Origin of the sequence: Noviherbaspirillum sp. (assembly GCF_036846085.1) — a bacterium.
Classification (GTDB): domain Bacteria; phylum Pseudomonadota; class Gammaproteobacteria; order Burkholderiales; family Burkholderiaceae_D; genus Noviherbaspirillum.
Map to the genome: position 1 here is coordinate 20,760 of NZ_DAIUCO010000023.1, position 13,500 is coordinate 34,259.

The window sequence follows — 13,500 nt, forward strand, 5'->3', positions numbered from 1 at the left end:
AGATATCAACACGATGCCTTGCGGCTTTAGCAGAATGACATTACTTAAACCCTGTCCGCAGGTCGCTTCACAACGCGGCGGACGCCATTCGCCTTCTTTTCCACTACGTTTTTCTATCTGACTAGATGACCCCAACTTCGCCACATGCCTATCGACCCGATATAGATGGATTGCGTGCGATCGCCGTGCTTGCCGTCATCGCTTTTCATGCCAATGCCGCCCTGATGCCCGGCGGCTTCGTCGGCGTCGACATTTTCTTTGTAATCTCGGGTTTCCTGATTACCGGACTGATCGCCAAGGGCATGGAGGAAGGCAACTTCAGCTTTGTCACCTTCTACACCCGGCGTATCAAGCGCATTTTCCCAGCCTATATCGTCGTCGCCTTGGCGACGCTCGCGGTGTCGTCCTGGTTGCTGATTCCGAACGATTACATCTTCTATACAACTTCTCTGGCGGCATCGTTCGCCTTCGTCTCGAACGTATTCTTTTCAATGCTGAGCTGGGGCTACTTCGGCCAGCGCACCGAAGAATTTCCTCTCCTGCATACGTGGTCGCTGTCGGTGGAAGAACAGTTTTATTTCATCTTCCCGATCCTGCTGTTGTTCCTGTACCGCCATGCGCGGAAACACCTGCTCCCGGCATTATTCGGTCTCGCCATCCTGTTCGTCTGCATCTCCGAACTAAAAACCGGCGAGGTGAAGTCGTATTTTCTGCTCACCACGCGCGCGCATGAACTCATCCTCGGTGCACTGACTTTTTTCCTGGCACGGCGCTTTCCGGTGCGTTCCCCTGCCCCTGCCAACATCATGGCGCTGCTTGGCATGGCCTTGATGTTCGGCTCGCTGTTTCTCATTCATCGCAACACGCCCTTCCCCGGCGTCAATTCACTGTATCCAACAGTCGGTGCGGCGCTCGTCATCTACGCTGGCCAGACGGACAACGCCGTGAGCCGCCTGCTGATGAACCGGGTGATGGTGGCAATCGGCCTGATCTCGTACTCGCTATACCTGTGGCATTGGCCGATTTTTTCCTTCCTCCGTTATCGGAAGATCGATCTTGATGCCGGTGTCGTGACCGCAGCAGTCGCCCTGTCCTTCCTGCTGGCCTACGTGACCTGGAAATTCATCGAGGTGCCCATTCGCAACAGCCGGTCCATCGGCTTCAAGAAAGCCTTTCTGCAGATCTACCTCGCCCCGGCGATGGTCTTCATGTCGATAGGCTTGTATTCATTCGTCACCGAAGGTGCACCAGCACGCTTTTCGGACGAGACCCGTGACCTGATCGCCAGTTATTCCTTTGAACGCGACCTGGCGCGTTCCTGTTCGATCCGGGCGGAGGATTATCACAAGGTGTCGGTCGAGTATCTGGAAAAGCATTGCGCTTTCGGCGACAACAGCCGGCCGCGCGCCGAGGTGTTGCTGATCGGAGATTCGCATGCGAACCACTTCAAGCCATTCATCGATCAGCTCTCGAAAGCCGCCGGCCTGAAAGCGGTTTTCCACGTGCAGGGCGGCTGCTTCCCGACTGAACTGCAGGTCACCGATCCCGACCCCACCAAGGGACCGACCACCTGCCAGCAGCGGAATGCGGATCTTCTGGAACTGGTCGGCAGCTTCAAATACGTGGTGCTGGCAGGGTTCTGGGCATCGGAACCGGAACGGGACCTTGAAAAGGAAATGGAACACGTCGTCAAGCACATCGTCAAGGCGGGCGCGATACCGATCATCTTCAAGGACAACCCGTACCATGAGCCGGATTTGTCGCGATGCGTGCTGTTCAAGAAGCGCGGCTGGATACCAGCCGACAGCAACTGCAATATCCCTTACCAATACGTCCAGTCGACGCAGTCGGAGACCGATGCCGTGGTCGAGCGGATGCAGCAGCGGCATCCGACAGTGCAGATCATCAATCCGAAACTGGTCATGTGCGACACCGTCGAATGCGCCACTCACATCGGCAACATCGCGCTGTACAAGGACGAAAACCATATCAACACCAAGGCCGCCGGCCTGCTCGGCGAACAGTATGTTCGCAAGGTCGGCAACCCGTTTGGCCCCAGGCCGCTCACCGGCAGCGACGTGGCAGGCAAACCCTTCGGCCCGATGGTGATTTCCACCAGCAAGGTGCCCGGTGCCAGATAAACGGCCGATGCGTCCGGAACGACCGGCCGCATTCGACCGGAAGCCGGACACATGGAACTCCGATTTCGATTATGAAGACGCGCTGTTCGCCTGCGCGCGCGGCGAGCAGGCCGCGCTGCGCCGCCTGTATGAGTGCGAAGCCCGGTGGCTGATGGGTGTGGCATTGCGGATCGTCCGACGTCGCGAACTGGCCGATGAAGTGCTGCATGATGCCTTCCTGCAGATCTGGCAGAAATCGGCGAGTTACAGCCCCACCCTTGGCTCGGCACGCGGCTGGATATACAGCGTGGTCCGCCACCGTGCGCTGAATGCCATACGCGACACGCGCCACGAACATCCGGCTTCCGATGAGGAATTCGAGAACCTTCCCGCCGATGGTCCGGGGCCGCTGGAGGCGCTGTCCCGGCGCCATGAGGCGAGCACGCTCCATCACTGCCTGGAGCGCCTGGACGAGCAGAAGCGGGCCTGCATACTGCTGGCCTACATGGACGGTTATACACAGGAGCAGATTGCCCGTCATCTCAAAAGCCCGCTGGGCACCGTTAAAGCGTGGACGCGGCGCGGGCTGCTGGCGTTGAAAGAGTGCATGTCATGAATTTCCTCGATCCGGACGAAATGACCGTGCTGGCCGGCGAATACGTGCTGGGAATCCTGCCGCCCGAGGATGTCGAGGAGTTCGAACGGGAAATGCGCCAGAACCGGGCCCTGGCGGCGGCGGTCGCCGCATGGCATGACCGCTTGCTGGAGATGGCACCGGAACCTGTGCCTGCCGATCCCGCGCCCGACCTGTGGACACGCATAGAACGGGACCTGCCCGGCAAGGCGATCCATACGCCACGCACTGGCTTTTGGAACAGCCTTGCCTTCTGGAAAACCAGCGGCATCGCCGGCATCGCATTGTCCGCCGTGCTGGCGGTGCTCCTGCTGACCGGCACGCCTGATGCCACGCGACCGCAGTATCTCGCCGTCCTGCAGGCGCCGGAACAGGGCACCAACTGGCTGGTCGAAATCGATACCCGCGCAGTCCGGCTTCGCCCCTTGTCGCCCGCCGCCGTCGCGCCGGGGAAAGCGATCCAGTTCTGGACCAAGCCGGAAGGTGCCGCGGCGCCGACTTCGCTTGGACTGGTGGCAGCAGACCGGCCAACGCAGATTCCCCTCGATCGCTTGCCGGGGCTCAGCCCGAACCAGTTATTCGAAGTCACGCTGGAGCCGGCAACCGGTTCTCCCATCGGCCGTCCGACCGGCCCGATCCTCGCTGTCGGCAAGGCAATTCCGCTCTAGGGCCGGATCGGCGCAGCCTCTGCAATGATCCACATTGATACGGCGTGTACGTAACGCATTCCAGGTAAACACCCCTTCCCGGTTTGGTCTATTTCGCTGCACACCGGCAATAGCACAATTATATTTTTCACGCTCTGCATCCAATCCGCACTGCGCCGTGTAGAAGCAGTGTCGGCGCCTTTTGGGACAGGAAGAATGCCTCGAATAACGCCGGTAATGACGGACGGAACGCACTCGCCGGCGCAGGACTTGGCGTCGGAAAACGTCGCATTCCATCGGCACTGCAAGCAGCCCGCAGCATGCCAGTGTCGGTGCAAGTGCATTCCACGTATTCCTATCCACCACGTCGCGGGATCCATCGATTCTGCAGCGATATGCAAGGAGAGCCACATGAACAAATATGCGCGTCCGATCCTGCTGTCAGCACTGGCAGCCGCCCTGATTCCTTCCTATGCCACCAATGACGAGCACAAGGACGGCAAGGCACAACGCAACGGCCATGCCATGCAATGTGAAAGCGGCGACGAACATCGCCGCGGGGAGCATCTTCGTGTCATTGCCCTGACCGATGACCAGCGCCTGATCTGCTTCAGCGAGCACAAGCCCGACAATGCCCGTACCATCGGCGCGGTCAGTGGCCTGATGTCGGGTGACGCATTGGTCGGCATCGATTACCGGGTGCAGGACGGCAAACTGTACGGCGTCAGCAAGACCGGCGCGATCTATGTTCTGGATACCGGCAACGCCAGCGCGACGAAGGTAAGCCAGTTGACCGTGCCCCTGGAAGGCAATTCCTTCGGCGTCGATTTCAATCCTGCCGCCGACCGCCTGAGGGTCGTCAGCGATACCGGCCAGAATCTGCGGCACAACGTCAATGCCGGCGGCACAACCCTTACCGATGATCCCCTGGACTACCCGCCGGCGACACCATTGAATGCCGTCGGCCCGAACGCCCCGGGCGTCACAGGGTCCGCCTATACCAACAATGATCTCAATGCCGCCACTGCAACGACGCTGTATGCACTCGATGCCACGCTCGACCAGGTTGCGCTGCAATCACCGCCGAATGACGGCACGCTCGCGGCGACGGGCAAGCTTCGCACCGACACGGCGACGTCAGTCGGATTCGATATCTACAGTACGGTACGGGACGGCGTCACGGTCGACGTGCAAGGACTGGCTTCGTTGCATACGGCCGATGGCGCGACCAGCCTGTACAGCATTAATCTGGTGACCGGAAAGGCGACCGCCCGTGGTAGTTTCTCCGGCCAGAACAAGGTCATCGGGATCGCTATCCCGTTGAACCAGCTATAGACCGCATGCCGGAATGACGATGCGGTCCGTTGAGCCGATATCCGGATCGGCGGACCGCATCAGGCGGGGTTCCGCCGTCATTCGTCGATCGCGCAGACAACCGCATCGCCCGTGCGCAGCAGGCCGCCTGCCACCACGCGCGCGGTCAGTCCGCCGTGCCCGCGCATGGCGTTATAGCCGCCGGGGCCGAGCGCTTCTTCCATGCGCGAGCAAGGTTCACATGTCCCGGTGATTTCCAGCACCGCCGCGTCGCCTATTCGCAGCCGCAGGAGCTGGTCGCGGAACAGTGTGCGCGTAGCCAGGAGGTTAAGGCCTGAAATCACGAGATTGCGGCGCAACACCAGGGGATCGATGCGTGCCAGGCGGGTCAGGGCTGCGACCACCGGCACATGTTCGGCCTGTATAAGCGTGACCTGCCGTTTGCCGCCCGCAGCGCGCTCCAGGGCACGGTCACCATGCAATCCGCGTTCGGTGACTGCGAGGACTTCCGTTACGGCGTGTGCCGCGATGCGCCGCTGTGGACGAACCAGGATGAGTTCGAGTCGGCCGGGATGTGGGAAATGCCGCGTCAGCTCGCGCAGGGCGCTCATACGAGCGAGGGATCCTCAATCGTCGCACGCTCGACCAGCTGCGCGTTGGTGAGCCGGTCTTCGGCGGCGACGGACGCCGCGACATGGGCGAGGAAAAGATCAAATTCCCGCCATGCGTTTACCTCTTCGATCTCCTTCGAATGCCCCCACAAATGGAAGACCCCACCTTCCCGGCAGGCATGGTCGAACATTGCGTAGAGTCGCTCCACCCACCCGGCATGCCCGAGCGCCAGCCGCAGTGCCTCGCTTCTCGCCGACCAGCGCCCCCACTTGATGAAATTGCGAAGGTAGACGGAGCGGTCGGGGGGGTAAAACTGCAGCGTCGTGGGCATCTCGAACCGGTCGACTCCGGCGTCGCAGCACAGGTTCATGGTGGTCCTGGCATAGCGGAAACCGCATGCCTTCACCGTGTCAATGTGTTCCTGCCGGTACTGTCCGCCCGGATAGCAGAATCCTTCCGCTTCCTTGCCGAGCAGATCTTCGAGCCTCTTCTTGCCCTCGCTGATCTGGTATCGGGCTTCGTGGATATTCGTTGAGTTGAGGTAACAGTGATCGTAGGTATGCGAGCCGATTTCGAAGCGCTTGCCCAGCGTGCGGATATCCGCACTCGACAGGACCTGGAAGCCCTCCCGGTTGCTGATGGGGATGAAGAACGTTCCGGCAAGGCCGTGCTTGGCGAGAAGCTCCGCAGTTTTCCTGTCCAGCAGGTCGCCATCATCAATTGAACAGGTAAATACCGCGCCCATCTTCCCTTCCGTCTTCCTTGCGCACGCGCTGTCTTTGTAAAATGGTTGTCATTTCTTGGGGGTATGGGAAAGCATCGATTCGTTGATGATCGGCACGGGGCGAACCACCTTGCCCCGGGCATCCGCAACCCGTTTTACCATGCGGCCAATCATTTTCGGGACCGGGCCATTGCTGTATTTGAGCCAGAGCTTAATCTGTCGCATGTAACCTTTCCATGCCGTCTGCAGCACCATGTCCGCATTCATCATGGTCGCCAGTTTCGATCGGTAGACGACCACCGTATCAAGATCACGCTGGCTTGCACCGAGTATGAATTTGTAGTCGTATCGTCCCCATAGGAAATGAAATTCCCGGCCGCCGCGCTTGATGCATTCACGGATTGTCATATAGCAGCACAGGATGCCGATCCAGTAGTCATCGTAATGCGGATCGTGTGCAAGAACATTGAGATAAAAGCAATCGCCTACGCGATAACTGATTGCCCCGGCACGGATACGCCCATTGATGCGCATCACGCCGACCAGACCACACTCGTGGGCCAGGCTGGAAATATGGCGCGCCTCGGTATCGTCGATGATCGACACCTTGTTCTTTTCCGACATGCGCGCCCGGTTAAGCTCGATGATCTCCCTCACGAACTGCGATTCCACTTCTTCCTTCTCATAGGCTTCGAACTGGGAGGAAGGAAAGCTGCGCATCAGCCTGTCTGTGTATCGCTTGATGTTCCTGCGGGTGTTCTTCCCGAGCCCTGCCAGGTATTTTTCCGGCGTCTCGGGAAGGTCCATCGCGATATCTTCGAGGCAGTTGAAGCGTTGATAGGGAAAGGGAAGCCTGCCTACGTCGGTTTCAATCGCCTTGAACAGGACGACATGCACGTCGTTGAACTGCTTGAATACCGCATCGGCAAAACGCTTGATTTCCTGGTGATCGATGCGGATTACTTCATTCATTACATGGATCTTCCCCTGTTTGCGCCGGAACAAAAATATGGCCACCGGGTCCTCCCCGTCACGCGCAACATAGGTACTCACGTCGTCCATGCTTTCATCATAGGCCCGAAACTGGGACATGGACGATCCAATGTTCTGGTAAAGCCGATCCATCTCGGCCTCCACGAACGGCGGCACGTTGTCATGAAAAGAGGTGGTGATCTGATCGAATCTCATCTGTGTGTTCAGTAAGCGAAAGCTGACAACTGGTACATCGGAGTGCGACGGTGCGCGGGCGGTACATGCATGAAAATGGGTGGACGAATGAAAGCGCCGGGGGAGTGACGATGGTGGATTTGGTGCTGGCTCCGCATGGCGATTCCGACTCTCTTGTGGACGTCCCCGGGGAGTGGATTTGCCGCCCGGAGAAGGGATCCGCAATTAGCAAATCCGTTGCATCAGTGTATATGCCAATGCATTGCACCAAGCTGGCCAAAAGTGCGCTTTTGGAGAAATATCAATCGCTTGCGTGAGATTGTGAAAGCGTTACCACAACTTGAGGTGCAAGCGGATTCCAGGCGCAATGGCGGCGCCGGGAATCCATGACGGGAAGTTTGCCGCTACTGCGGCAGAAGATGGTGGACTGCTGCCGCGACCGCGATGCCGACGAGGATGCCGGCTGCGATTTCGAAATGGGTATGTCCCATGCGTTCGCGCAGGACGGTGTGGGCGCTGTCACCGCCCGCGATGCGGTTGATCGCGCTGGCATGGCGACCGACCTGGCGGCGCAACGCATTGGCATCCATCATGACAATGAAGGCAAGCGTGACGGCAATGCCGAACGCCGGATGCGACATGCCTTCCCGGAAGGCAATCAAGGCCGCCATGCTGCTGACGATGGCGCTATGGTTGCTCGGCATGCCGCCATAACCGATATGACCGAAGGCAAGCTGCCCGGCACGCAGGCTGTTGATCAGGAATTTCAGGCTGCCTGCGACCAGCCAGGCAAGAAATGGCGTTAATGCATACGACAGTGCCATGGGCTACCCCTTCACCGGCCAGAGGGTCCATGCACATGCTGCCACCCAGAGGAAGACCGTGAGCAGAAGCTGCCAATCGGCGAGCAGCGCATCGGTCGGCGATTCGCCGCCGTCAAGTTCCTCGACCACGTACCAGTAGCGGAACAGTCCGAACAGCACGAGCGGAATCGTCAGCACCATGTCGGGCTTGGCGGACATTACATACAAGCTGTAGAAGAACAAGGCGCCGGTAGCCGACATGTGCGCGTAGCGGTCTACCAGCGCAACGGAATACTTCTGCAGAACTTCCCGTCCCTGCGAGCCGCTCTTCGCCAGTTCCTGGCGGCGCTTGACGGCCGCGAGGTAGAGCGCAAGGCAAAGCGTCGTGACGGCCATCCATGACGACAGCGGCACAGACAGCGCCACTGCTCCGGCATAGACACGCAAGACGAAACCGATCGCGATGGTGAAGATGTCCACTACAGGCATATGCTTCAGGACGAAGGTGTAAGCAAGGTTCAGCACCAGGTAACCTGCGATGACCATCGTGACGTCCGGTGCAATGAACCAGCCCCAGATCAATATGGCGTACAGCGCCACGAGCAGCATCATCGCCATCGGCATCGGCACCGCGCCGGATGCAAGCGGCCTCGTCTTCGACTTCTTGGGATGCGCACGATCGCGCTCGACGTCCTGCATATCGTTGACGATATAGACGGCGGAGGATGCAACGCAAAACAGCAATACGGCTGTCATCGCCCAGCCGATCCATAGCGGATTCAGGAATTCACCGGTAAAAACAAGAGGTGCAAGGACGAATCCGTTTTTCACCCATTGTTTGGGGCGCATCAAGGTTATCAGGCCTCGCAACTGACTCGCGAGCGTATGCTGGACTAAGATGTTGTGCATATAATTCGTTACCCAAACGTATCTAAAAACGTATTTAAGAACTTCTCTATGAAACTTGCTTTGACTTACGCACTACTCGCGATAATCGCTACCATCGCCAACATCGGCAGCCAGGATCTCACGCTGCACTTCTACGCAGGACCCTACGCCGTGTTGCTGTCTGTCTTCATCGGTACAGGCATCGGCCTGGTGGTGAAGTACGTCCTCGACAAGGCTTATATATTCCGCTTCCGAGCCAAAAACGCCATTGACGATAGCCAAACATTCATGCTTTACACATTGACCGGTGTGGCAACCACGGCAATCTTCTGGGGCTTCGAATTCGGCTTCGATTATTTGTTCCGCACCAAGGAGATGCGCTACTTCGGCGGCGCGATCGGTCTTGCCATTGGGTACGTTGCCAAGTACCAGCTCGACAAGCGCTTCGTGTTCGGTTACCAAGTTGCAAGATGCTGATCCATGGCTGGGGGCGCCACCCGGTAATCGACGCACAAGTACAGACGCCGCCCACCGCTTCCTCCCTGCATGCCATGCTCACGCGCGCGGACAATTCGGTCATCGCGCGGGGCATGGGACGCAGCTACGGAGACAGCGCGCTGGCACAGCATGTCATCAGCACGTCATCATTGAACCTGATGCTGGATTTCGACCGCGATACCGGCACGGTTCGCTGCGCCTCGGGTGTCACGCTGGCGGAACTGCTTGAGGTATTTGTGCCGCAAGGATGGTTTCTTCCCGTTACACCCGGCACGAAGTTCGTCTCCGTCGGTGGCGCCATCGCCAGCGACGTGCACGGTAAGAACCATCATCTCGACGGATGTTTCAGCGAGTATGTCGACAGCTTCGTGCTGTTGCTGGCGAGCGGGGAAACCGTCACCTGCTCACGAGCATCTCACCCTGACCTGTTCCACGCCACTTGTGGCGGCATGGGCCTGACCGGCATCATCGTCGAAGCGACCCTCCGGCTGAAACCGGTCCAAAGCAGCCTGATAGATCAGACCACCTACAAGGCAGTTAACCTCGCCGAGGCGCTGGCGCTGTTTGATGCACATCATGCCGCGCCCTACTCGGTCGCATGGATTGATTGCCTGACCACCGGCGAGGCGATGGGACGGTCGCTGCTGATGGTCGGCAAGCATGCTTCGGCCGGCGATCTCTCATCCAGGAAAAGGCGCGCGCTGTCGGTACCTGTCGACATGCCGTCCGCCCTGCTGAACAGGTACTCGATACAGGCCTTTAACACCCTCTATTACAACCGGGTGCAAACGAACGGGATACAGCAGCAAGTACATTACGAACCGTTCTTTTATCCGCTCGATGGCATTCATCAATGGAACCGGTTGTACGGCAAGCGCGGCTTCACGCAGTACCAGTTTGCATTGCCGAAGGCATCCGGCACGGCGGGCATGACCGCCATCCTGAAAAAGATTTCGGCGTCGGGACGTGGATCTTTCTTGGCGGTTCTCAAAGCATTCGGCCGGGAAAATGCGAACCTGCTGTCTTTCCCGATAGAAGGTTACACATTGGCATTGGATTTTAAAATCGAGGATGGATTGTTCCCGCTTCTCGATGAACTCGATGCCATGGTGCTTGACCACGGAGGAAGAATTTACCTGACCAAGGACGTGCGGATGAGCGAGGCGACCTTCAAGCGCAGCTATCCGCGCTGGGAAGCCTTCCAGCAGGTACGGTCGCAATACGGCGCACGCGGCAAGTTCGCATCGCGACAATCACAACGATTAGGGATGGATTGACATGCAAAAGATACTTATCGTCGGCGCCACTTCGGCCATTGCCGAAGCGACCGCCCGGCGTTTTGCACAGCAGGGAGCGAAGCTCTATCTGCTGGCAAGAAACCAGGAGCGCATGGAAGGATTGGCGCGCGACCTGAAAATCCGCGGCGCGTCCTCGATTTCCCATTCAGTATTCGATGCCAACAACTTCGATACGCACGAGGCCGTACTGAAACGTGTGATCGAGGAACTGGGCGGCCTAGATGTCGTGCTGATCGCGCACGGCACGCTGGGAGACCAAAAGGCCTGCGAACGGGATTTCAAGCTTGCGCTGCAGGAGATGAACACCAACGCCATCAGCGTGATGTCGCTGCTGACCCACCTGGCAAACTTCTTTGAAGCCCAGCGCAGCGGCAGCATCGCCGTCATCAGTTCGGTCGCCGGCGATCGCGGCCGCCAGTCGAACTATGTCTACGGCACTGCCAAGGGCGCCGTGTCGATCTTCTTGCAGGGGTTGCGCAACCGCCTGCATAAAAGCGGCGTGAATGTGCTGACGATCAAGCCGGGCTTTGTCGATACGCCGATGACCGCATCCTTCAAGAAGGGTCCGTTGTGGGCAAGCGCTGACACCATCGCGGAAGGCATCGTGAAATCCGTATCCAAGCGCCGCAATGAAGTTTACCTGCCCGGCTGGTGGGGCGGGATCATGATGATCATCAAATCCATCCCGGAAGGAATCTTCAGGAAATTGTCGTTGTAGGTCTCTTTGCCGACCGGCAGAGAGGCCGCCGCAGACGGGAGGGTCATCGCGGCGATTGGCATAGTTTTGCCGGACCCATTTTGTTCGTGCTCTCACAATAAATCCTATGCACACACACAATATGCGTACCTTGAAATACATCACCGTCGCGTATTTCGTCGCGGCGTTCCTGTTCACGCTGTATGCGATGGCCAACTTTCCGATGGAGAAGCTGGTTAACCTGATCTTCGACGACGCCTATTACTATCTCGGCGTCGCGCAGAACATCGCTGAGGGCAACGGGTCCACCTTCGGCAATCTTGTGGAGACCAATGGCTATCAGCCGCTCTGGCTCGTGATATTGGCAAGCATCATCTATGCCTTTTCGCTGCCAAAGGAATGGGCCTTCATCGCCGTGCCGCTGCTGGTCATCCTGATCAAGATCGTCACACTGCTCCGCCTGGATACCGATAAGAACGCCGATGCGGTGGGCGTGTTCTTCGCGACCGTGCTGATCATTCTGCTGTGCCCGAACATCTTCTCGCATGGACTGGAAACCAGCCTCCTGCTGCTGGTGCTGCCACTGTTGAGCCGGCTCAAGGACTATCCGGGGCATTTCGCGCCCCGCATCTGCATGGCGTACGCCGGCATATTCATCGTGCTGTTCCTGGTCAGGCTCGACGCCCTGGCGATTGCGGGCGTCTTCGGTCTTCTCATCCTCGCCGGCCGCCGGAAGTACGGCTTCACCAATCTGGCGCTCACCGGGGCGGTCACCGCGTTTGGCGTGCTGATCTATTTTGCCGTCAACTACAAGCTGTTCGGCACCATCGTGCCGGTCAGCGGCCAGGCCAAAGCCATCGGCAACAAGGTGGGCGAGAACCTGCCGCTGATGCTCCAATACCTGATCGCGTCGCGGCTTGCCATCGGTGCGTTCATCCTCAGCATGATCATCCGCATGGGGCTGAAGAAGGAATCTCGCGGTCCGATGCCGTTTTCGCGCGAACTCACACTGATGACCTTGTCGTCCATCGTCATCGCCAGCTACTACGCGCTGTTCTCCGGATGGCCAATGTGGGGCTGGTACTACTGGCCGATCGCTCTGGTTACCTACTTCACCATCGCGCAACTGATATCTCTGGCGGTGCAGCTATACCGCCAATCGGGGCAGGACTGGAAGCCGAAAGTCCTGGCGGCCGGCGCATGGGGTTTCGTCGCCTACCTGGCGCTGCTCGGCGTACGTACCGAGATGGCGCATGAAACCAATGTCTTCTACAGCATGTTGAAGAAGGACGAGCGGCCGAACTTTACGGTGATGAATCTGAAACTGGTCAACGAGTTCTTTGCCAAGGTGCCGGATGGCGTGGTGGCGATGGGCGACCGCGCAGGCGGCCTCGGCTTCTGGCTGCCCGAGCGCTTCAAATTTTTGCACACCGAAGGCCTCGTCGCGAACAAGGAATTTATCGCTGCCCGCAAGGCAGGCACTGGACTGGAATTCCTGAAGCAGATGAAGGTGAAGTACTTCGTCGTGGAGCGGGAGCATCTGTGGGAAGGCAAGCTCGCCGATGGGCGCGAGGTGCATGGCATTGTCGAACCGGTGCAGGGTTTGTCCGCGCATTCCGGCCTGATGCTGATCTGTTTGCCTACTGACGCTATCCTCTACACGCAAAGCTATGACAAGCAGCTTCGTCATGTGTATGACTTTGAGCAGGTGACTCCGTGCCCGGAGGCATTCCGGGAGAAGGTTGCTTCGCTGTCGGGTAGTTATGGGGAGCTGCGGAAGTTCAGCTTGCCTTATGAGTATGCGGAGAATAATAAGGGGGATTGGACGTTGATGAAGTTTATTAAGAGTAATCCGTTTTGATGGGGTGGGCTGGTTTGGTTTAGTTTAGTTTGGTTCTTCGGTGATGCAATGCGTGTTGTTCTCCGTGGATGCTAGCCGGGACTGGCCCCGGCGGGCCACTTCCTTTCTTTGCTTCGCCAAAGAAAGGAAGCAAAGAAAGGCGACCCCCAGTCGACGCCCCTTCGGGGTTCCCAAAAGGAGAAGCACTGAAACGGGAAGCGAAATAAACTCGCCTGCGGCTCAGACAAATTTCGCTTC

General features: G+C 58.4%; 13 protein-coding genes. 8 read left to right on the top strand and 5 right to left on the bottom strand.

The window, feature by feature from the left end; all coding sequences use genetic code 11:
* The first annotated feature begins 125 nt into the window (after positions 1-125).
* The 4 genes from V7080_RS04635 to V7080_RS04650 all read left to right on the top strand — a co-directional run bounded on the left by V7080_RS04635 (position 126) and on the right by V7080_RS04650 (position 4,736).
* The gene (locus V7080_RS04635; protein WP_334187233.1) at positions 126-2,141 is read left to right on the top strand and encodes an acyltransferase family protein; all 2,016 of its coding nucleotides are present in this window, start codon (positions 126-128) and stop codon (positions 2,139-2,141) included.
* A 7-nt stretch (positions 2,142-2,148) separates the two neighbouring features.
* Positions 2,149-2,736, top strand: coding sequence for a sigma-70 family RNA polymerase sigma factor (locus V7080_RS04640; RefSeq protein WP_334187234.1), 588 nt, complete (start codon positions 2,149-2,151; stop codon positions 2,734-2,736).
* Complete coding sequence (locus tag V7080_RS04645; RefSeq protein ID WP_334187235.1) at positions 2,733-3,422, top strand: anti-sigma factor; 690 nt, start codon at positions 2,733-2,735, stop codon at positions 3,420-3,422. Before V7080_RS04640 ends, V7080_RS04645 begins: the two co-directional genes overlap by 4 nt.
* A gap of 390 nt (positions 3,423-3,812) precedes the next feature.
* On the top strand, positions 3,813-4,736 hold the full coding sequence (locus V7080_RS04650) for a DUF4394 domain-containing protein (RefSeq protein ID WP_334187236.1): 924 nt from the start codon (positions 3,813-3,815) through the stop codon (positions 4,734-4,736).
* Positions 4,737-4,813: 77 nt separating this feature from the next.
* On the opposite strand, the gene V7080_RS04655 is transcribed toward V7080_RS04650, so the two are convergent.
* From V7080_RS04655 to V7080_RS04675, 5 genes are all read right to left on the bottom strand, one after another.
* The gene (locus V7080_RS04655; RefSeq protein ID WP_334187237.1) at positions 4,814-5,326 is read right to left on the bottom strand and encodes an MOSC domain-containing protein; all 513 of its coding nucleotides are present in this window, start codon (positions 5,324-5,326) and stop codon (positions 4,814-4,816) included.
* Positions 5,323-6,072, bottom strand: a complete 750-nt coding sequence (locus V7080_RS04660) for a polysaccharide deacetylase family protein (protein ID WP_334187238.1) — start codon at positions 6,070-6,072, stop codon at positions 5,323-5,325. Before V7080_RS04660 ends, V7080_RS04655 begins: the two co-directional genes overlap by 4 nt.
* Before the next feature lie 48 nt (positions 6,073-6,120).
* Positions 6,121-7,239: a GNAT family N-acetyltransferase gene (locus V7080_RS04665; protein ID WP_334187239.1), complete on the bottom strand. Its 1,119-nt coding sequence runs from the start codon at positions 7,237-7,239 to the stop codon at positions 6,121-6,123.
* A 383-nt stretch (positions 7,240-7,622) separates the two neighbouring features.
* Positions 7,623-8,042: a divergent PAP2 family protein gene (locus tag V7080_RS04670; RefSeq protein ID WP_334187240.1), complete on the bottom strand. Its 420-nt coding sequence runs from the start codon at positions 8,040-8,042 to the stop codon at positions 7,623-7,625.
* A 3-nt stretch (positions 8,043-8,045) separates the two neighbouring features.
* A complete protein-coding gene (locus V7080_RS04675) occupies positions 8,046-8,930 on the bottom strand; it encodes a decaprenyl-phosphate phosphoribosyltransferase (RefSeq protein WP_334187241.1) in 885 nt (294 codons plus the stop codon).
* A 48-nt stretch (positions 8,931-8,978) separates the two neighbouring features.
* Between V7080_RS04675 and V7080_RS04680 the strand changes: the two genes are divergently transcribed.
* From V7080_RS04680 to V7080_RS04695, 4 genes are all read left to right on the top strand, one after another.
* Entirely contained in the window at positions 8,979-9,386 is a 408-nt protein-coding gene (locus V7080_RS04680) for a GtrA family protein (protein WP_334187242.1), read from the top strand.
* On the top strand, positions 9,380-10,684 hold the full coding sequence (locus V7080_RS04685) for an FAD-binding oxidoreductase (protein WP_334187243.1): 1,305 nt from the start codon (positions 9,380-9,382) through the stop codon (positions 10,682-10,684). Before V7080_RS04680 ends, V7080_RS04685 begins: the two co-directional genes overlap by 7 nt.
* 1 nt (position 10,685) lies before the next feature.
* Positions 10,686-11,423: an SDR family oxidoreductase gene (locus V7080_RS04690; protein ID WP_334187244.1), complete on the top strand. Its 738-nt coding sequence runs from the start codon at positions 10,686-10,688 to the stop codon at positions 11,421-11,423.
* A gap of 106 nt (positions 11,424-11,529) precedes the next feature.
* On the top strand, positions 11,530-13,263 hold the full coding sequence (locus tag V7080_RS04695) for a hypothetical protein (RefSeq protein ID WP_334187245.1): 1,734 nt from the start codon (positions 11,530-11,532) through the stop codon (positions 13,261-13,263).
* Positions 13,264-13,500 lie beyond the last annotated feature (237 nt).